This window comes from Janthinobacterium violaceinigrum (assembly GCF_009208555.1).
Classification (GTDB): Bacteria; Pseudomonadota; Gammaproteobacteria; order Burkholderiales; family Burkholderiaceae_D; genus Janthinobacterium; species Janthinobacterium violaceinigrum.
In genome coordinates this window covers 13,790-33,050 of the sequence record NZ_WFLI01000020.1, presented here as the reverse complement: position 1 = coordinate 33,050, position 19,261 = coordinate 13,790, and the positions used below count along the sequence as shown (strand labels likewise).

Sequence of the window (19,261 nt, the reverse complement as noted above, 5' to 3'; positions counted from 1 at the left end):
TCTGCTGTGTGGATGGGCCGGAATGCGCTCCCGGCCCGGCTCCCGTTTCCGGCAATATTACAGCAAGTTTATACTCAAACCTATTACTTTCCGGAAACTTTTCCTGCCACGCCTTCGACAAAATAATCCATCTTCGTCAGCGCCGCATCGTCCAGCACGCCTTTGTCCAGGCGCACTTTGCCGTCGTTATCCTTGATGGGTGCGCTGAAAGGATTGAGTTTTCCAGCAACCAAGTCTTTCTCGCGCGCCAATACAAACTGTTTCACGTCGGCGGGCACGGCAGCGTTGATGCCTTCCAGCTTGACCATGCCATCCTTGATGCCGCCCCAGGTGCTGCTGGACTTCCACGTACCGTCCAGCACGGCTTGCGCCTGCTTCGTATAGTAGTCGCCCCAATGGTGGGTGACGGCGGCCAGCTGCGCCTTCGGCCCGTACTTTTTCATGTCCGAATGGTAGGCGATCGCATACTTGCCCTTCTCTTCCGCCGCCTGCACCACGGCGGTGGAGTCCGTGTGGTGGGTGACCACGTCGGCGCCCTGGCCGATCAGGGTGATGGCCGCGTCGCGCTCCTTGCCCGGGTCGAACCAGCTATTGACCCACACCACTTTCACTTCCGCCTTGGGGTCCACGCTGCGCATGCCGCGCGTGAAGGCGTTCACTCCCTGCAATACTTCCGGGATGGGGAACGCCGCCACATAGCCGGCCACATGGGTCTTGCTCATCTTGCCGGCCAACACGCCGGCCAGGTAGCGGCCTTCGTAGAAACGGGCGTTGGTATTGGCCACGTTGGGCGCCGTCTTGTAGCCGGTCAAATGAATGAACTTCACATTAGGAAATTGCTTCGCCACTTTCAAGGTGGGATTCATGTAGCCAAACGAAGTCGTGATGACCAGCTTGCTGCCCGTTTGCGCCAGGTCGCGGATCACGCGCTCCGCATCGGCGCTCTCCGGCACGTTTTCCACATACTTGGTGGTGATCTTGCTGCCCAGCGCCTTTTCCATTTCCTTGCGGGCCTGATCATGCTGGGTAGTCCAGCCCGCATCGCCGATGGGGCTGATGTAAACAAAACCGACATTCAGCGGCGCGGTGGCGGGCGCGGCGGCCATGGCGGGCATGGCGGACATCAGCGCGGCACCGCAGGCAGCGGCACACAATAGTTTCTTGGACATGGTTTTCCTTGTGGTGAGTGATTAATTTCCCGGATTGAAATTTTTCCCCAACGAAGCGGGCATGTTGAGCTTGATGTAATTGGCATTGCTGGAAATGAGCACGAGCACGACGATGGCTGCCACATACGGCAGCATCGACAACAGCTGCGACGCGACGGGCACGCCCAGCGCCTGCGCGTGGAAAGTCAAGATCGTGATGCCGCCAAACAGGTAGGCGCCGCCCACCACGCGCGCGGGGCGCCAGGTGGCAAACGTGGTCAGCGCCAGCGCGATCCAGCCCCGTCCCGCCACCATGCCCTCGACCCACAGCGGCGTGTAGACGAGCGATAAAAAGGCGCCGGCCAGGCCGCAGCAGGCGCCGCCGAACAGCACTGCCGCCAGGCGGATGCGGCGCACGGGGTAGCCCAGCGCATGCGCGGATGCGGGCGACTCGCCCACGGCGCGCAGCACCAGTCCCGCCCGCGTGCGGTACAAAAACCAGGCGATGGCCAGGCACAGCAGCAGGGACAAATACACCATCGGATGCTGGCGGAACAGGGCCGGCCCCAGCACGGGTATGTCTTCCAGCAAGGGGATGCCGAAGCGCCCATTCTGCAAGCTGTTGCCCACATAGTTCAGACCGATATACGTGGACGCGCCCGCGCCGAACAAGGACAAGGCCAGGCCCGTCGCGTACTGGTTCGTGCCCAGCCACACGGTCAGCCAGGCAAAAAAGCCCGACAGCACCATGCTGGCGCCCGCCCCCGCAAGAAAGCCCAGGGTGGGGCTGCCCGTGTTGACGGCCACGGCAAAGCCCGTGATGGCGGAGACCAGCATCATGCCTTCCGCGCCCAGGTTGACCACGCCCGCCTTTTCATTGACGAGCAGGCCCAGCGCGGCCAGCATCAGCGGCGTGCCCGCATTGATGCTGGCGGCGACCAGCGGTGCGATCGTCAGGGCCAGGTTATCCATGTTTTCTCCAGCGCAGTTTGTATTGGATCAGCACATCGCAGGCGAGCAAGGCGAACAGCAAGATGCCCTGGAACACGCCCGTGATCGCGCTGGGCAAGCCGAGGCGCGATTGCGCCAGTTCGCCGCCGATGTAAAACAGGGCCATGACGAAACTGGAAAAAATCACGCCCACAGGATGCAGCCGCCCCACGAAGGCGACGATGATGGCGGCAAAGCCGTAGCCGGGCGAGACCGTGGGGGTCAGCTGCCCCATCGGTCCCAGCACTTCGCAGGCGCCCGCCAGGCCGGACAGGGCGCCGCAGATCAGCAAGGACGACCACAGGGTCTTGCGCGAGGAAAACCCTGCATAGCGGGCGGCGGCCGGCGCCATGCCGCCCACGCGCAGGCGGAATCCCGCAATGCTGCGCGACAGATACAGCCAGCCGCCCAAGGAGGCCAGCAAGGCAAACACGATGCCCATATGCAAGCGCGTATCGCTGACAACCATGGGCAGCAGCAAGCCGTCGGACAGCAGTTTCGACTGGGGGAAGTTGAAGCCCTCCGGATCGCGCAGCACGCCATACACGAGATAGCTGAGCAGCAACTGGGCGATGTAGACGAGCATCAGCGAGACGAGGATTTCGCTGGCGTTGTAGCGGTCGCGCAGCCATGCCACGAGGCCCGCCCACGCCATGCCGCCCGCCATGCCGGCCAGCAGGGACACGCCGATGATGGCCGCGCCGCCCACGCCATCGTCCAGATACAGGGCAGCCGCGCCGCCGCAGATGGCGCCCAGGGTCAGCTGCCCTTCCGCGCCGATGTTGTAGATGTTGGCGCGAAAACAGATGGCCAGTCCCACGGCGATCAGCAGCAGCGGCGCCACCTTGAGGCCCAGCTCGGACCAGCCATGCGCGTCGCGCAAGGGTTCCACGAAGAACACGGCCAGGCCCGCCAGCGGATCGTGGCCCAGCGCCATAAACAGCAGCGCGCCGCACAGCACGGTCAGCAGCACGGCCAGCACGGGCGACAGCCACGACATCAGCCGCGAGGGCGCAGGACGGGCTTCCAGGCGCAAGGCAAACTTAGCCATGGGCAGCCTCCTGCGGCCACAGCCCGCTCATCCATTGTCCCACCAGGCTCACGCTGGCCTCGCCCACGTCGAGCGATGGCGAAATTTTTCCCTTCGCCATTACCAGCAGGCGGTCGCTGATGTCGAACAATTCATCGAGTTCCTCCGACACGACGAGCAGCGCGCAACCGGAATCGCGCAGCGCCAGCAATTCGGCGCGGATTTGCGCGGCCGCGCCCACGTCCACGCCCCAGGTGGGCTGCGCCACCACCAGCACCGTGGGTTCGCGCATGACTTCGCGTCCGACTATGTATTTCTGCAAGTTGCCGCCCGACAGGCTGCGCGCCAGCGCCTGCGGCCCGCCCGCCTTCACCTGGAAGCGCGCGATGATGGCGGCCGCCCGCTGCGCGATGACCTTGTGCCGCACGAAGCCGTGGCGGATGGTGGCGGGTGTCTGCCAGCTGAGCAGGACGTTGTCGGCCAGCGCCATGTCGGGCACGGCGCCCCGCCCCAGCCTTTCCTCCGGCACGAAGCCGAAGCCGAGGGCCCGGCGCCGGCCCGGCGGCAGGCGCCCCGCCGGCGTGCCGTTCAGCACGATGCTGGCGGGGGCCGCGCGCAAGTCCTCGCCCGACAGGGCGGCCAGCAATTCCTGCTGGCCATTGCCGGACACGCCCGCGATGCCGACGATCTCTCCCGCGCGCACGTCGAAACTGATATCGCGCAACTCGGTGGCGAACGGGTGGCTCTTCGGCAAATGCAAATTCTTGACGCTCAGCATGGCCGCACCGGGCGTGCGCGCCACGCGCGTGACGGCGGGCGGCTCGGCGCCGATCATCATGCGCGACAGGCTGGCTGCCGATTCCTGCGAGGGGTCGCACACGCCCGCATTCTTGCCGGCGCGCACCACCGTGCACGTGTGGCACAGGGCGCGGATTTCGTCGAGCTTGTGGCTGATGTACAGGATGCTGCAGCCTTCGGCCGCCAGCTGGCGCAAGGTCGTAAACAGCTTTTCCACGGCGCCCGGCGTCAGCACGGAAGTCGGTTCATCGAGGATCAGCAGTTGCGGCTTGGCCAGCAGGGCGCGCACGATTTCCACGCGCTGGCATTCGCCCACGGAAAGCGTGTGCACGTGGCGCTGCGGTTCCAGGTCCAGGCCGTACTGGCGCGCCGTCGCCTCGATGCGCTGGGCCAGCTCCGCCATGTTGGTACCGGCGGGCAAACCGAGGGCGATGTTTTCCGTGACAGTCAAGGTATCGAACAGGGAAAAGTGCTGGAACACCATGGCGATGCCGAGCGCCCGCGCGGCCGACGGGTTGGCGATTTCCACTTCGCGGCCATTCCACACGATGCGGCCGCCATCGGGCTGCACGGCGCCGTAGATGATTTTCATCAAGGTCGATTTGCCGGCGCCGTTTTCACCGAGCACGGCATGGATCTGCCCCGGCAAGACGGTCAGATGGATGCCGTCGTTGGCCACCACGGCCGGATAGCGCTTGCTGATATCGAGTAATTCCAGGCGTGCCGTCATTGTTTTTTTCATGCCTCGCTGCGGGGTCGCCGGCGTCGGGGCCGGTAAGAAAAATCAAGCTGCTGTCTCTATCGTATCGGCATCCGCGGCGCTTGGGGGGCAGGCGCGGCGGCGTGCATTTCTATTTCCTCAAAAAAACAACACCTGTATACAATTTTGAAAAAAATTATCAGCTTTACAGCAGCCGCCTTGCCCCGCAAGGACGAGAAGGTGCGATGATTATATGCAAGAACTGATAGTAAGTATGCAGATAAGACATATCGCCCGGGGCGGCGATTCTCGCATCATGGATTGAACGGCGCGCAATATGCCCCATCGCAGCGCTTCATGCGCGCTAGTGGGCTAGTGGGCCAGCCCCCTGCGCCCTGCCATCACCAGTTCCCGTTTCTCAACACCGCCATCAGGAGCCGAAAGTGCCAAAAACCATACCGTGTCTGTTGCTCTGCCTCACCACCACCCTGGGCGTGGGCGCAACCGCCCAGGCTGCCGAATGGAGCGATACCGCGCTGAGCTGGCGCGCCGGCAATGATTACCGCGAGCCGTTCAATCCGGACGACATCAAGAAGAACATCTTTGCCATCACGCACGCCAGCGGCTACAAATACGGCAGCAACTTCGTCAACCTCGATTTCCTCATGTCCGACAGCAAGGACCCTGGCGCGCTCGGCAAGACATCCGGTGCGCAAGAGGCCTATCTCGTCTACCGCAACACCATCGACATCGGCAAGGTGCGCGGCAGCGACATCAAGTTCGGTCCCGTGCGCGGCGTCGGCGTCACCCTGGGCTTCGACGTCAACACGAAAAATGACGTCGGCTACAACTCGCGCAAGCGCATGCTGGTGGCCGGCCCCACCCTGATGTGGGACGTGCCCGGCTTCTTCAACACCAGCCTGCTGTTGCTGCGCGAAAGCAATGCCCCCAGCGGCGCCTTCCCGCCCATCTCGCAAGTGACGGGCCGCTACACCTATAAAACGCACGCCATGCTGACGGGCGCCTGGGCCATCCCCCTGTCGCCGCTGTTCGCGTTCGAAGGTTTCTTCAACCTCATCGATTCAAAAGGCAACGATGAAGTGGGACGCAAGACGGCAGTGGAAACGAATATCGACATGCAGGTGATGTTCGACGTGGGCGCAGCCCTGGGCAGCCCCAAGAACACCTTCCGCGTGGGCCTGGAATACCAGTACTGGAAGAACAAGTTCGGCAACTCGCCCGCCACCACGGGCAACGTGGGCCAGACGGCAAAGACGCCGATGATACGCGCGGAGTACCATTTCTAAAATTCATTGTTACGCATCAACACACACGGTCGCGCCTGATGCCAGCATGAAGCTTTCCTGCTGGCGCAGAGCGACCGTGGAACAACTGCCGGCAATCCCCCCGATACGGCTCGCCCCCTCGCCCGCATGTCGCCGCCACGATCCAGCCCCGCGCATCTTGCAAGACGCGATGACATGGCATGCACATGGCATCACCTGCCATTGCGCATGATTTGACAGGCCTGCCGCCCTCCCCGATACTTGTTCCACCCTGTAGCCAACCCCACGAGCGCATGCTGCCTCCGCAGCCGCTTTTGCCAGCACGAATGAACAGTTCTCCCCTCACCTCTCCCTACATCGGCCGCTTCGCCCCCTCCCCCTCCGGTCCTCTGCACATGGGTTCGCTCGTTGCCGCCATGGCCAGCTATCTCGATGCGAAGGTGCATCTGGGCACGTGGCTGTTGCGCATCGAGGATCTGGACTATGACCGCAATGTCGAGGGTGCCGATCTGGGCATCCTGGCCAGCCTGCAGCGCTGCGGCATGCACTGGGATGGCGAGGCGACGTGGCAAAGCAGGCGCCTGCCGCTGTACGAGGCGGCGTTGAAGCAGTTGCAGGACGATGGCCTCGTGTATGCGTGCGGCTGTTCGCGCAAGGAAATCCAGGATTCGGTGCTGCAGGCGGGCGGGCCCAAGGGTGGGGTCGCCGTGTATCCGGGCACTTGCCGCCATGGCCTGGCGCCGGGCAAGGCGGCACGGGCCTTGCGGCTGCGCGTGCCGCAGGGGCCGCCAGCCGTGTATGGCTTTACGGACCGCTGGGCGGGTCCCCAGCAGCAAGACCTGGCTGGCGAGGTGGGCGACTTCATCGTGCTGCGCGGCGATGGCTACTGGGCCTACCAGCTGGCCGTGGTGGTCGACGATGGGGAGCAAGGCATCACGCACGTGGTGCGCGGGGCGGACTTGCTCGATTCCACGCCGCGCCAGTTGTATCTGCAAGATGTGCTGGGCTTGCCCCATCCCGGCTTTTTGCACGTGCCTGTCGTCACCAACGGCAGCGGCGAGAAACTGTCGAAGCAGACGGGCGCGCTTGCCTTCGATACGGGGACCAGCGCCGCCGACCTGCTGGCATCGGCGCTGCTGCCCGCCGCCCGTTTCCTCGGTCTCGACGTGCGCGCCGACAAGGTGGACGACTTCTGGCGGCAAGCGATTCCCGCCTGGGCGCAGCGGCTGGCGCGCCTGCCCGAACAGGCATAAAAAAACCCGCCGCGGCGAACCGGGCGGGTAGCAATGCAGGCGCCAGCGCATGGCCGGCGCCTGAAGTCCGGCAATTAGAAGTTGCCTTTGAATTGCACGCCAAATTGACGCGGCTCATTGATGAAGCCCGTGCGGTTGTTGAAGTCGATGGCGCCCGTGATGCGCTGAATGTCGGTGATGTTGCGGCCAAAAGCGGCCACTTCATACTTGCCGGCATCCCAGGTGTAGCCCACGCGCAAGCCGCCTTCGACCATCGGCTTGCCGGTGAACTCGGTTGCCTCATACAGGAAGAAGTTGATCTTGCTGCGGTAAGCCCAGTCCGTGAAGACGAAGAATTCGCCGTTTTCCATCGGAATCGAATAGCGGCCCGTGGCGGTGATCGTCCACTTCGGCGCTTGCGGCAATGGATTGCCGTCGATGATGGCGCGGTTGCCGGTGGTGAGCGGATCGGTCACGGTGCAACGCGATTGTGCGCAGGTGGCGATCGACAGGCTCGGGTCCTTGATTTCCGTGAAGTTGTAGCTGCCGCCCAGCGACATCTTCAGGCTCGGCGTGACAAAACCTTCCAGTTCCAGTTCCGCGCCGCGGCCATTCGTCTTGGCAGCATTGATCAGGCGCGTCACGTTCGACGTACCGCCCACCACCGTCAGTTGCTGGTTTTTCACCTGGTAGTCATACACGCTGAACGCTACGCGGGCGCGGCGGTTGAACAGGTCGGCCTTGATGCCCGCTTCATACGAGGTGATCGTTTCCGCGTCGGCCACGGTCACTGGCACGTCCTTGCTGGCCGGCGCGATACTCGGCGCGCGGAAACCGGTGGCGATACGGGCGTAGAAGTTCACGTCCTTGTTGTACTTGTAGGTACCGCTCAGGTCCCAGTTGACCTTGGCTTTGCTGACATCGGCGCTGGTCGGGTTGACTTGCGCGATGTTGATTGCCTCTACCGTGTTGAAATCCTTCTTGTCCTTGGTGTAGCGCAAACCGGCGCGCAGCATGAAGTCGTCGTTGACGGCGTAGTTGACGGAACCAAACGTTGCCCAGGCCGAGTTCTTCTGGCGGCTGGCCAGGTGCGTGGTCAGCACGTGCGTGTTGGTATCGAAGTTGTCGGTGAAACCGTTGGCATCTTCGTTAAAGTAGTACACGCCTGCCTGCCAGTTGAGCGGACCGGCATTTTTCGATTCGGCGCGGAATTCTTGCGAGTATTGTTTCACGCTGGTGATGCCGCCAGCCGTTTCAACCTGGAAAGGAATGAAGCCGGGGCCCGTCGGCGTGCCGCCGTCGATGTCGCCATGCGACACGTAATTGCCGACTTGTTCAAAGCCGGTGATCGAGTACAGCTTGACGCCGTCCAGGTCCCAGCTCAGGCGGGCGCTGGCGCCGTTGGTGCGCAGGCGCTGGAAATTCGGCGCGTTCGTGAACGACTTGTTCGGGTCGAAACCGTCGACGATATCGTTCGTGCCCTGCTTGATCATGTTAGCGTAGAAGACGCGCGCGCTGCCCGTCGTATTGCGCTGGTGCACATTGAACAGGGCGTTGAACGTGGTGTTCGGTGCGTACAGCAATTGCACGCGTTCCGCGTGTTCGTTGTAGCCGTCCAGCGCGTTTTTCTGGCCCGTAAACGTATTGTCGACGTAGTCGTCGCGGTGCTGGCGCAGGGTCGAGAAGCGCAAGGCCCATTCTTTGCTCAGCGGCACGTTGACGGCGCCATCGAAATTGCTCGTGTTATGCGTGGCCGTGGAGACGTTGTAATAGCCCTCGACCTTGTCCAGGTTCGGCTTGACGGATTCGAACTTGACCACGCCGGCAGGCGTATTGCGGCCAAACAAGGTGCCTTGCGGGCCGCGCAGCACTTCCACGCCAGCCACGTCGAAAATCGGATAGCCCTTGAGGATGGGGTTTTCTTGCACGACATCGTCGTAAATCAGGGAAACAGGTTGCGATGCAAAGATGTTGAAGTCGGTATTGCCGTAGCCGCGGATGTAGAAGCGGGGGAAGGTGCGGCCATTCGACGATTCCACGTTCAGGCTCGGCACTTTGCCGGCCAGCACGCGAATGTCTTGTCCGCTGGACACCAGCACGTCGAGCTTCTCGTCGCGCAGCAACGATACGGAGACGGGCACGTCGCGGATATTTTCCTTGCGGCGCTGCGCCGTCACGGTCACGGTTTCCAGCTGGCTGGCGGCAGGGGCCGTATCAGCAGCGACTTCATCAGCGTAAGCCGAGCCGATAGGCAAGGCAGCGGACAGTGCCAGCATAGCAGCGCTTTTGGCGCACAAACGCTTGTGCATCTTGGACATCTTGATCATGTTGTTTCCCAGAAGTTTAAAAAAGAATTGCGAAACCTGTCTCCGGGTTATGTACGGCGCTGGATGATCGTCTGCACCATCTCGGTGCAGCAGCGCGAGCGGATGTTTCTCCGCTCTCGGCGTCACTGGCTCTGCCCTGGCTGTCGTCCAAGCTGACAGCGGTTCTGGCCGCATCTCTGGGATGTCTGATGAACACCGACTTTGAAGTAAGGCGCCAATTTAATTCAAGCGCCTTATGCGCTGCAAGAATATTGTTATGTAAAATATTCATTCATCAACATAAAGGGCTGACTAGTGGTTATTCAGCCACAATAGCGTGCTCGCCTTGCTATTTCCGCCGATGCCATGCCGCGCGACGCAGCTTTTTCGCGTGGCCAGCCGAAAGCGGAATTGCTGACCTGCAAGACAGCCCCGACGGTAAAAATAGTTGTAATATCGCCAGACTTGAGCTGCCGTGCCGCCCCATTCCAGTGCGGCGGCAGCACCCCGCACCATCGCCGATCGCCTCCATGCCAGAACCCAGCCAGCCCAGCCACGCCGTCCCATCCTCCATCGCCGCCGCCCAGGCGGCACATTTGCTGCTGGGCGCCCATTGCGACATCGTCTGGAGCACGAAAACCTTCGGCCAGTTCGATGCGGACCAGCCGTCCTGGCGCGCCTTCACGGGCCAGACCGAGGCCGAACTGCTGGGCCGCGGCTGGATCAACGCCCTGCATCCGGACGACCGCAACTTGCCTTACGTCATGCCGACGCACCTGACGACCGTGTTCGAAACGGAATACCGGCTGCGCCACGTCAGCGGCGCCTACCGCAATGTCATCGTGCGCATGCTGCCCGTGCGCGCGCCCGACGGCAGCGTGTATGAATGGCTGGGCTCGCATTGCGACGTGACCCAGCAACGGCAGACGGAACAGCGGCTGCGCCTGGCCATGCAAGGGGGCCGCATGGGTACGTGGGAAATCGACCTGGGCAGCGGCAGCATGTCCGGCTCCGATGCGTTCAAGGCCAATCTGGGCCTGCCGCCAGCCAGCCACATCGATTACGCCCAGCTGACGGGCGCCATGCTCGACGGCGACCTGCAGCATTGGCAGACGGTGGTGCACGCGGCCATCGCCAGCGCCGGCGATTTCGAGATCGACCTGCGCGTGCGCTGGCCCGACGGCTCGCTGCACTGGACGCACATGCGCGGCACCTGCGCCAGCGACGGCGCCGGCAACGTGATCGCCCTGTCCGGCATCTCGCTCGACCTGACGGCCAGCAAGCAAAACGAGGAAACCCTGCGCCTGACCCTGGCAGCCGGCGAAGTGGCCACCTGGAACTGGGATATCGTTGCCGACCGGGTCACGGCTGACAGCAATATGGCGCGCCTGTTTCCCGTCAATGCCGATGCGGCCACGGCGGCGCCGCTGGCGCGCTACCTGGAGATCATCCATCCCGATGACCGCGAGCAAGTCAGCGCGCAGATCGCCGAGGCGCTGCGCGCGCACACGCCGTTCGAGGCCAGCTACCGCGTCAGTGCCGGCGATGACGATGGCGAATATCGCTCGGTCATCGCGCGGGGCCGCGCGGAATACGCGCCCGATGGCACGCCCCTGCAATTGCCCGGTGTCCTGCTCGATATCACGCGCCAGAAACAGGTGGAAGATGCATTGCGCCGCAGCGAGGAACGCTACCGCACCTTGATCGAACTGATGGACCAGGCCTTTTGCGTCATCGAAATGCTGTACGACGAGCAAGGCCGCCCCATCGATTTCCGCTACCTGGAAGGCAACCCGGCCTTCGTCAAGCAATCGGGGCTGGACAATGCCATCGGCAAGACCATCCGCAGCTTCGTGCCCGATCACGACCAGCACTGGTTCGACCTGTACGACCAGGTCGTCAAGACTGGCGAACCCGTGCGCTACGAAAACGAAGCCGTGGCCATGGAGCGCTGGTTCGAAGTGTTTGCCGCGCGCCTGGGCGGCCCCGGCAGCCGTTTGCTGACGGTGCTATTCAGCGACATCAGCGAGCGCAAGCGCTCGGAGCAGCAGCTGCGCCAGCTGGCCGACAACCTGTCCGAAATGGACCGGCGCAAGACGGAATTCCTGGCCACCCTGGCGCACGAACTGCGCAATCCGCTGGCGCCCATCCGCAACGGCTTGCAAATCATGCGCCTGGCCGCCGACAAGCCCGCCACCGTGGCGCGCGTGCGCGACGTGATGGAGCGGCAAGTCAATCAGATGGTGCATCTGGTCAATGATTTGCTGGACGTGGCCCGCATCACGCGGGGCCAGATCGAACTCAAGCTCGAACGCACGGACTTGAAAACCATCATCGCCAGCGCCGTGGAAACGAGCATGCCGCTGATCGAAGCGGGCCGTCACCAGTTGCAGGTGCAACTGGACGAGCAGGCGCTTCCGCTCGAAGCCGATCCCACGCGGCTGGCGCAAGTGCTGGGCAATTTGCTCAACAATGCAGCCAAGTACACGCCCGCCGGCGGCCACATCGCCTTGCGCGCGGGGCGCGATGGCAACGAGGCATTGATCGAGGTCAAGGACAGCGGCGTCGGCATCCCCGCCGAATCGATCACCACCGTGTTCGACATGTTTACCCAGGTGGGACAGAACATGGGCCGTGCGCAAGGCGGGCTGGGCATTGGCCTGTCGCTGGTGCGGCGCCTGGCCGAGTTGCATGGCGGCAGCGCCACGGCGGCCAGTCCCGGCGCCGGCCTGGGCAGCACCTTCAGTGTACGCCTGCCGCTGCTGAAGGAGGAAACAAAAACGACGACGGCACCGGCGGCCGCCGTCAACACCGCCAGCGGCTCGCACTTCCGCGTGCTGGTGGTCGACGACAATGTCGATGCGGCCGATACCCTGGCCGCCGTGCTCGACATGATGGGCCATGCCACGCACGTGGCCCACGACGGCGCGCAGGCCCTGGCCGTGACGCCGCAATTCTTGCCAGACGTCATCTTCCTCGACATCGGCCTGCCCGGCATGAACGGCTACGACGTGGCGCGCGCGCTGCGCCAGCTGCCGGCCGGCGCCGAAGTCGTGCTCGTTGCCTTGACGGGCTGGGGCGCCGAAAACGACCGCAGCCAATCGAGCGCGGCCGGCTTCGACCACCATTTGACCAAGCCGGCCAACCTGCTCGCCATCGGCGAACTGCTGGCCACCCTTTCCACTCCAAAAACACCTACCGACCATGACTGACTCTCATAACCACGTCCGCCGCCACCTCCTGCTGGCCAGCGGCGCCGCCCTGCTGTGCCCGGCACCGCTGCTGTTTGCCGCGCCCGCCACCAGCATCGCCACCGCCCAGACGCAGCTGGCCGCGCTGGAACAGGCCGCAGGCGGACGCCTCGGCGTTGCCGCCTGGCGCCATGGCAGCGAGCTGCGCGTTGCCTACCGCGCCGACGAACGCTTTCCCCTGGCCAGCACCTTCAAGGCCATGCTGGCGGCCGCCGTGCTGGCCCGCAGCGTCAGCCAGCCGGGGTTGCTGGACCAGCAGGTGCGCTACGAGAAAAAGGAACTGGTCACCTATTCGCCCATCACGGAAAAGCATCTGGCCGACGGCATGACGGTGGCCGAACTGTGCGCCGCCACCTTGCAGTACAGCGACAATAGCGCGGCCAATTTCTTGATGAAAATATTAGGCGGACCGCAGGCGGTGACGGCGTATGCGCGCAGCATCGGCAATACGGTGTTCCAGCTGGAACGCTGGGAAACGGAACTAAATAGCGCCATCCCCGGCGAAGTGCGCGACACGGCCAGCCCCACATCGATGGCGCACAGCTTGCAGCAACTGTTATTGGGAAATAGCTTGCCTGCGCCGCAGCGCCAGCAGCTCGACGCCTGGATGCGCGGCAACACGACGGGCGACAAGCGCATCCGCGCCGGCGTGCCCGCCGGCTGGCAGGTGGCGGATAAAACGGGCTCGGGCGCGTATGGCAGCGTCAACGATATCGGTGTGGCCTACCCGGCCAGCGGCGCGCCGCTGGTGATCGCCGTGTATTACACGCGCGAACAGAAAAAGGCGGACACGAATCAGGACATTATCACGGCCGCCACGCGCATCGTGGCCGCCGCGTTGGCCTGATTAGATCCAACCCTGATAAATGCGTCGCGAGCAGAAGATCACGACGCGCAGCAGGTTTGATCAGGTCGTTGGAGGCAGTGCGGCCATGAAACCCGCGTAGGTCGACCACGTGGGGTCGGCCGCGCTGCGGATTTCAATCGGGAACTTTGGACGCGGCGCCAGCGCCGTGTTCAGGCGGTTGAAAAACTCTTCGCCCGACTGCGTGTAATAAATCCACTCGCGCAAGTTCTCGCCCGTCGACACCAGCGCCAGCGTGGCAAAGCCTTCCTCTTCCACCACTGGCGCCAGCGCCGCTTCCAGCTCTTCCATGTGCTCGCGCTCGTTCGGCGCGGGCATGCCCGTTTCGTCCTCATAACGCCAGGCAATGATGATGCGGTCCGGCTGCGACGACAGGTCCCATTCGTCATGGAAGGCGTCGACATAGCGGTAGATGATGGCCATCTCGTCGCTGTGCGTGACGATGGTGCCCCAGCTGCGGGCGGAAGTGGAATTCTGGTTCATGGTTGCAACAGTCAAAAAAATAAATCGAGGGGGCGCAGCTTACAGTACCGGCGGGCAAGTCACATTCCACGCGTCATACTGGGCGCCGCTCTTGCGCAGCCAGACGCGGGCGTAGCTGTCGCGGTCGCTCTTGAACACGAGCGCATAGCGCTCTTCGGCGCGCGGCGCAGCGGCGCCCACGTCGACGGCTGCCAGCGCAAACTTCAGCGCGCGCAATGGCGCACATGCCGTATTACCTGCCATCAATAATCGCGCCCGCTCCAGCAGCGGCTTCTGGTACAGCAACACGCCTTCCAGTTCCGCATCGGGGACGCGCTGCAGCATGCGCACGGGTTCGGCCACCGCGCGGCAGGTGCCACGGTCGAGCCAGGCGTAATACTCCATGCCCGCCTCTTGCCAGCGCGCCTGCTTGCCCTCGCCGTGCAGCACGAACTTGGTGCGCTGCGTACGGCACAGCGCGCCATGCCCGCGGTACGGCGACGTTTCCACGCTGCCCACCACTTCGCTGCCGCGGCTGCCTACCACGGGCACGCTCTCGAACACGGTGCGCGCAGCCGGCTCGCCCGGATATTGCTGCGCATAAAATTCCAGCAAGGACGCGCGCTGCTGCGCATCCACCGCCACCGCCTCGGCGGCATGGGCAGAGAGGCACGCAGCCGACACTACACACAGCGCCAAGGGGCGCACGAAATATCTTGGCATGGCATTCCTTCAATCGACGTTCCAGGGCGGGTATCGCCCAAGCGCAGATTATATAGTTACCAGGAAATACCAGGAGCATGCGGGATCAGGACGTGCGGAAGCTGGCGAAACCGATTGGATCTTTAGTCGGCAGTTGACTTGCTGGCCAGTACTTGCCGCAAGACGTGCCGCTTGGCCGCCAGCGCCGCATCTGCCAGGCTCCACTCCTCCAGCCGCCGCGCATACTCCGGCGTCATCATCCAGCCAAATACTTCCGCCTTGTCTTCCTCGGGGCCGTAGGCCGCGTACAGGCTGACGAGGCCCGGCTGCGGGTGGCCCAGGTTCTGGAAGCCCTTGCCATAGGCCGTGGCACCGCCCTGGCCGTAGGCTGCGCCGGGCGGGTTCAGCGCCAGCCAGGCGGGGTCGCGGTAATAGAAATCGTTGAACAGCCGGTATTCGATGAAGTGGTAATACTCGTGGTGCACGCGCAGCTCCATGCCGGATGGACACATCGCGGCCAGCATGTTGTCGGCGTAGACGACGCTGTCGATTTCCGGCGCCGGCATGGCCAGCCGGCGCTGGCCGTCCACGCTCAAATCTTTCACCAGCACCACGTGGCGCAAGCCTGTTTGCGCGAAGACGCGGGCCGGATAGCGTTCCATGGCCGGCAAGACTATGCTGAGCAGCAATTGCAACCCCGCGCGGTCCTGCTCCGACTCGGTAAAGGCGTGCGCCTCGCTGCCGGGCATGGACAAGGTCCAGGCCGGCACCAGCTGCAAGGCCGCCAGGCGCGCCGTGGCAATCGCCTGCAGTTGCGCCACGCTGGCGTCGTTTGCTGCGACGGGCGCATAGCGCACGCTCCAGTCGCATTCGCTGCGCATGCTGTCTTGCTGGGCAGCACGCTCGAATGCCAGTGCGTAGGCCGCCGATGGGGCGGGTGGGACGACGCTGGCGCACGCAGACAGCAATACAAGGGCAATAAAGGACAGCAGGCGGCGAGCAGGCATGAGATCTTTCACAGGCATAAAAATGGGGCGCAATTGCTGCGCCCCATTGTACAAGCCGGAAATTTCCTCACGCCATCAGCGCTGGTAATTCTTGAAGAAATTCCAGCTGATCACGGTGGCGTCCGGGCCCAGTTCATCGCTGAACGGCCAGCCGGGAGGACCGCCGCTCCACGCGTGGTTCATGCCCTCGACCGTGTACTTTTGCGCGATGACGGCGCCGTTGTGCAGATAGGTGTCGATGGAATAGCTGCGGCCATACGGCACCGTCTGGCGCACGATGCTGTCGGCACGGTAGCGCACGCTGTCATTGTCGAGGCCATCGTCGCCGTAATCGCTGGTCTGCAGGAATTGCTCGATGGTTTGCTCGCCGTTGACGGGATTGACGACGATGTCGGACGTGCCGTGGAATACCATCGTCGGCATCAGCCGGTGCGGCGAACCCGAGCAGCGCCACGCATCCTTGCCCCGCACTTTCGGGTCGAAGGAGCTGCCGTTGAACAAGGAATCGGCGGCCGTGATCATGCCCGTGGCGCCCTTGTACATGCCGCCCGAATGCACCATCACGGCGGCAAACACGTCCGAATAGCAGGCGGCCATGATGGACGCCATGGCGCCGCCGGCCGAGATACCCGTCACATACACGCGGCTGTCCTGCACCGCATATTTATTCTTGACCTTGTTCAGGATGCCCATCAGCACGGCCGGCTCGCCCGTGCCCCGCTCCTGGTTCAGCGGCAACATGAAATTCCAGCAGCGCATGGGATTGGCCGTGACGTTCTGGCGCGGGTAGACGACGATGAAGTTCTCGCTGTCGGCCAGTTCGTTATAGCGGCTGACGGCGGCCATGCTGTTGGGCTCGGAACCGCAGCCGTGCAGCATCAGCACGACGGGCAGCGGCGTGTTCGGATTGTAATTGCTCGGCAGCCAGACCTGATATTCGCGCGAACCCCACAGGCTCGCATAGAGGCCGAAGTCCCACTGCCCGGCGGCCGCCGGCAGCGCGGCCAGCAAGCCGCAGGCGGCGATGATTGCTGATAATAAATGACGCAGTTGCTGATGCAGATTTGCCATGCCAGTCTCCCATGATTGTTATTGACGACGAGAACAGTGACAACAAACCGGCTTGATGCATATCAAGCCGGCACTTCCGACCAGCGAGGCCGGACCCGGCGGGCCCAGCCCCGATAGTTGAGAACCTTAGAACTTGTAGCCGGCCTTGGCGATGATCTGGCGCGGCGGGCCATAGAAGCCGTCGAGGATGAACAGCGCAGGAATGTTGTAGCCATCCGTGCGGTAGCGTTTATTGCCCAGGTTGCTGCCATGCAGGCTGAAGGTCCAGTTCTTCGGCGCTTCCCAGACCACGCCAGCCGTCCACATGCTGTAGCCGCCCTGCGCCAGCACTTCGCTCAAGTCCGTGGTCGGATACACCTTGCTGCGGTAGCCGTAGCCGACCATGCTGCGCAAGGCGCCGCCAAACACGTCGCGGTCCGTGCGCGTCAGGTTCAGGCCCACCTGGCGCCGCGGCGTATTGCTGAACTTTTGCGTATCCGCAATGTTCTTGCCGCCGCTCATGAACTCGTCATAGCTGGCATTGAGCAAGGCGAGGAAGCCGTTGACTTCCCACTGGCGGTTCGGCCGCCACGAAAATTCGAACTCCGCGCCTTTGACTGTCGCCTTGCCTGCATTCGTGAAGTCGCCATAGAAGCCAGGCAAGCCGCCCGGTTGCACGTAGCTGGTGAAGACGGACAACTGGATATCCTTGTAGCGGTTGTAGAACAGGGCCACGTTGGCATCGAAGGTGTCGTCCGGCGCCGCGTACTTCATGCCCACTTCCAGCGCGTCGAGTTTTTCATCCTTGTACGGGCGCGCGGAATCGGGCACGACCAGGTTGTTGGCACGCACGTTGTAGCCGCCCGACTTGAAGCCGCGCGACAGGTTGCTGTAGAAATTCGTCGTCTTCGACGCTTCGTAGCGCACGGACAGCTTCGGCGAGGTATTGCTGACGGACAAGGACTTGTCGAAATCGGCCGCCGTCTGGATCGGGCGCGTAAAGCCCGCGTCGGCAAAAGCGCGGTTGAGCACGATGGCGCGCTTTTCCTCGCGCGTGTGGCGCAAGCCCGCATTGATGCTCCACGCCTTGCCCACGGGCCAGGTCCAGTCCGTGTACAGCGCCGTGCTGTCCGTCTCCACCGTGCTGACGGCGGCCTGGAACTGGCGTCCCAGGAAGTTGTTGTAGATGCCGCCGCCGGCCGTGCCTTCGAAGCGGTACAAGCCGATTACGCCGGCGCCGTAGTCGCCGCTGTAGGACGCCTGCAATTCCAGGCTTTTCTGCTCATCGCGCGAATCGCCGAACACGTCGGCAATAGGCTGCGGCAAACCGTCGAAGTCGATGGTTTGTTCGGACGTGCTGCGCCGCTTGGCGCCGATCACTTTCACGGACCAGTCGTTCGACAAGGTGTAGTTGGCCACCAGCGAGCCGCCCCGGTTGTGCGTGAAGTTGTTGCCCGGCATGCCGCTCTGGATATCGTAGGCGCTGGTGCTCGGTGGCCGCTTGAGCGGATCGAAAGCGCTCACGCCCATGCGCTGGAAGCCCCGCACGCCCGATTTGTCGTCGGTGGCGTCCAGGCTCAGCACGACAGTCAAAGGTATGTCTTGCGGAAAGTAGCCGACGGACAGGCGCGCGGCCGTGCTGTCCTGGTCGCTGACCTGTTCGCCGTTAAACGTGTTGCGGCCGAAACCGTCGCGGTCCAGCTTGGCGGCCGCCAGGCGCGCGCGCCAGGTGCCGTTTTCACTGGCCACATTGAAGGCAGCCTTGAAGTTGCGCTGGTTGTAATTGCCGATGCCCACTTCCGCCGAGGCGCCGTTTTCCTTCGCCAACGGGCGCGAAATGTACTTGATGGCGCCGCCGATGGTGTTCTTGCCGTACAGGGTGCCTTGCGGGCCGCGCAGCACTTCGATGCGCTGCACGTCGAACACGTCGAGCAGCGCGCCTTGCGGACGGGCCATGTAGACGTCGTCGAAATAAATGCCCACACCAGGGTCCACGCCCCAGACGGGGTCGGCCTGGCCCACGCCGCGGATGAAGGCCGTCAGGGTGGTATTCGTGCCGCGCGAGGCGTACACGGTCAGGTTCGGCACGCGCTCCTGCAAGTCGGCCAGGTTCTGGATATTCGCCCGTTCCAGGGCCTTGGCGGAAAACGCCGTGACGGCCAGCGGCACGTCCTGCAGGCGCTCTTCACGGCGGCGGGCGGAAACCGTCACGGTTTCCATGCGCTCCTTTGCATCGCTGGCTTCCTGGGCGCTGACGGCAGTCGCCGGGTTGGCTTCCTGCGCCTGGGCCTGGGTGGCAAACGCGCCGGCAACGGCGAGGGCGGCGGGCATCAATTTCAAAGCAAGTTTCATAGCGTCTCCAATGTCAGGCTTGCTTACCACCAGGGAAGACTGCCGGATTCCAGGATCGCAAGACGTAACGGTACCCGCGCGC

Annotated in this window: 14 protein-coding genes; 4 read left to right on the top strand and 10 right to left on the bottom strand. The window is 63.4% G+C overall.

All coding sequences use genetic code 11. The annotated features are described in order from the left end of the window. Positions 1 to 83: 83 nt before the first annotated feature. The 4 genes from GCN75_RS17240 to GCN75_RS17225 are packed head-to-tail and all read right to left on the bottom strand — an operon-like array spanning position 84 to position 4,708. Entirely contained in the window at positions 84 to 1,169 is a 1,086-nt protein-coding gene (locus GCN75_RS17240) for a BMP family ABC transporter substrate-binding protein (RefSeq protein WP_152283562.1), read from the bottom strand. Positions 1,170 to 1,190: 21 nt separating this feature from the next. Beyond that, complete coding sequence (locus tag GCN75_RS17235) at positions 1,191 to 2,120, bottom strand: ABC transporter permease (protein ID WP_152283561.1); 930 nt, start codon at positions 2,118 to 2,120, stop codon at positions 1,191 to 1,193. Next, the gene (locus GCN75_RS17230) at positions 2,113 to 3,189 is read right to left on the bottom strand and encodes an ABC transporter permease (protein WP_152283560.1); all 1,077 of its coding nucleotides are present in this window, start codon (positions 3,187 to 3,189) and stop codon (positions 2,113 to 2,115) included. Before GCN75_RS17230 ends, GCN75_RS17235 begins: the two co-directional genes overlap by 8 nt. Beyond that, entirely contained in the window at positions 3,182 to 4,708 is a 1,527-nt protein-coding gene (locus GCN75_RS17225) for an ABC transporter ATP-binding protein (protein ID WP_405002825.1), read from the bottom strand. Before GCN75_RS17225 ends, GCN75_RS17230 begins: the two co-directional genes overlap by 8 nt. 452 nt (positions 4,709 to 5,160) lie before the next feature. Here GCN75_RS17225 and GCN75_RS17220 point away from each other — a divergent pair, with 452 nt between their 5' ends. Both GCN75_RS17220 and gluQRS read left to right on the top strand, forming a co-directional pair. After that, positions 5,161 to 5,973 carry an outer envelope protein gene (locus GCN75_RS17220; protein WP_152283608.1) on the top strand — a complete coding sequence of 271 codons (813 nt, stop codon included), beginning with the start codon at positions 5,161 to 5,163 and terminating at the stop codon, positions 5,971 to 5,973. Between the two features lie 305 nt (positions 5,974 to 6,278). After that, complete coding sequence (gene gluQRS / locus GCN75_RS17215; RefSeq protein WP_152283559.1) at positions 6,279 to 7,205, top strand: tRNA glutamyl-Q(34) synthetase GluQRS; 927 nt, start codon at positions 6,279 to 6,281, stop codon at positions 7,203 to 7,205. Between the two features lie 74 nt (positions 7,206 to 7,279). Here the strand turns inward: gluQRS and GCN75_RS17210 are convergent, their stop codons facing one another. After that, entirely contained in the window at positions 7,280 to 9,511 is a 2,232-nt protein-coding gene (locus tag GCN75_RS17210) for a TonB-dependent receptor (protein WP_152283558.1), read from the bottom strand. A gap of 509 nt (positions 9,512 to 10,020) precedes the next feature. Here GCN75_RS17210 and GCN75_RS17205 point away from each other — a divergent pair. Further along, positions 10,021 to 12,702: a hybrid sensor histidine kinase/response regulator gene (locus tag GCN75_RS17205; RefSeq protein ID WP_193317546.1), complete on the top strand. Its 2,682-nt coding sequence runs from the start codon at positions 10,021 to 10,023 to the stop codon at positions 12,700 to 12,702. Continuing rightward, a complete protein-coding gene (gene bla / locus GCN75_RS17200) occupies positions 12,695 to 13,588 on the top strand; it encodes a class A beta-lactamase (protein ID WP_152283556.1) in 894 nt (297 codons plus the stop codon). The genes GCN75_RS17205 and bla overlap by 8 nt, the downstream gene beginning before the upstream one ends. Positions 13,589 to 13,648: 60 nt before the next feature. On the opposite strand, the gene GCN75_RS17195 is transcribed toward bla, so the two are convergent. The 5 genes from GCN75_RS17195 to GCN75_RS17175 all read right to left on the bottom strand — a co-directional run bounded on the left by GCN75_RS17195 (position 13,649) and on the right by GCN75_RS17175 (position 19,179). Next, on the bottom strand, positions 13,649 to 14,089 hold the full coding sequence (locus tag GCN75_RS17195) for a DUF695 domain-containing protein (RefSeq protein WP_152283555.1): 441 nt from the start codon (positions 14,087 to 14,089) through the stop codon (positions 13,649 to 13,651). A 39-nt stretch (positions 14,090 to 14,128) separates the two neighbouring features. Further along, complete coding sequence (locus tag GCN75_RS17190; protein ID WP_152283554.1) at positions 14,129 to 14,791, bottom strand: hypothetical protein; 663 nt, start codon at positions 14,789 to 14,791, stop codon at positions 14,129 to 14,131. A 122-nt stretch (positions 14,792 to 14,913) separates the two neighbouring features. Continuing rightward, positions 14,914 to 15,777 (bottom strand): hypothetical protein, encoded by an 864-nt coding sequence (locus GCN75_RS17185; protein ID WP_152283553.1) that lies wholly within the window; start codon positions 15,775 to 15,777, stop codon positions 14,914 to 14,916. A 75-nt stretch (positions 15,778 to 15,852) separates the two neighbouring features. Next, positions 15,853 to 16,848: an extracellular catalytic domain type 1 short-chain-length polyhydroxyalkanoate depolymerase gene (locus GCN75_RS17180; RefSeq protein ID WP_152283552.1), complete on the bottom strand. Its 996-nt coding sequence runs from the start codon at positions 16,846 to 16,848 to the stop codon at positions 15,853 to 15,855. 126 nt (positions 16,849 to 16,974) lie between these two features. Further along, positions 16,975 to 19,179, bottom strand: a complete 2,205-nt coding sequence (locus GCN75_RS17175; protein ID WP_193317545.1) for a TonB-dependent receptor — start codon at positions 19,177 to 19,179, stop codon at positions 16,975 to 16,977. Positions 19,180 to 19,261 lie beyond the last annotated feature (82 nt).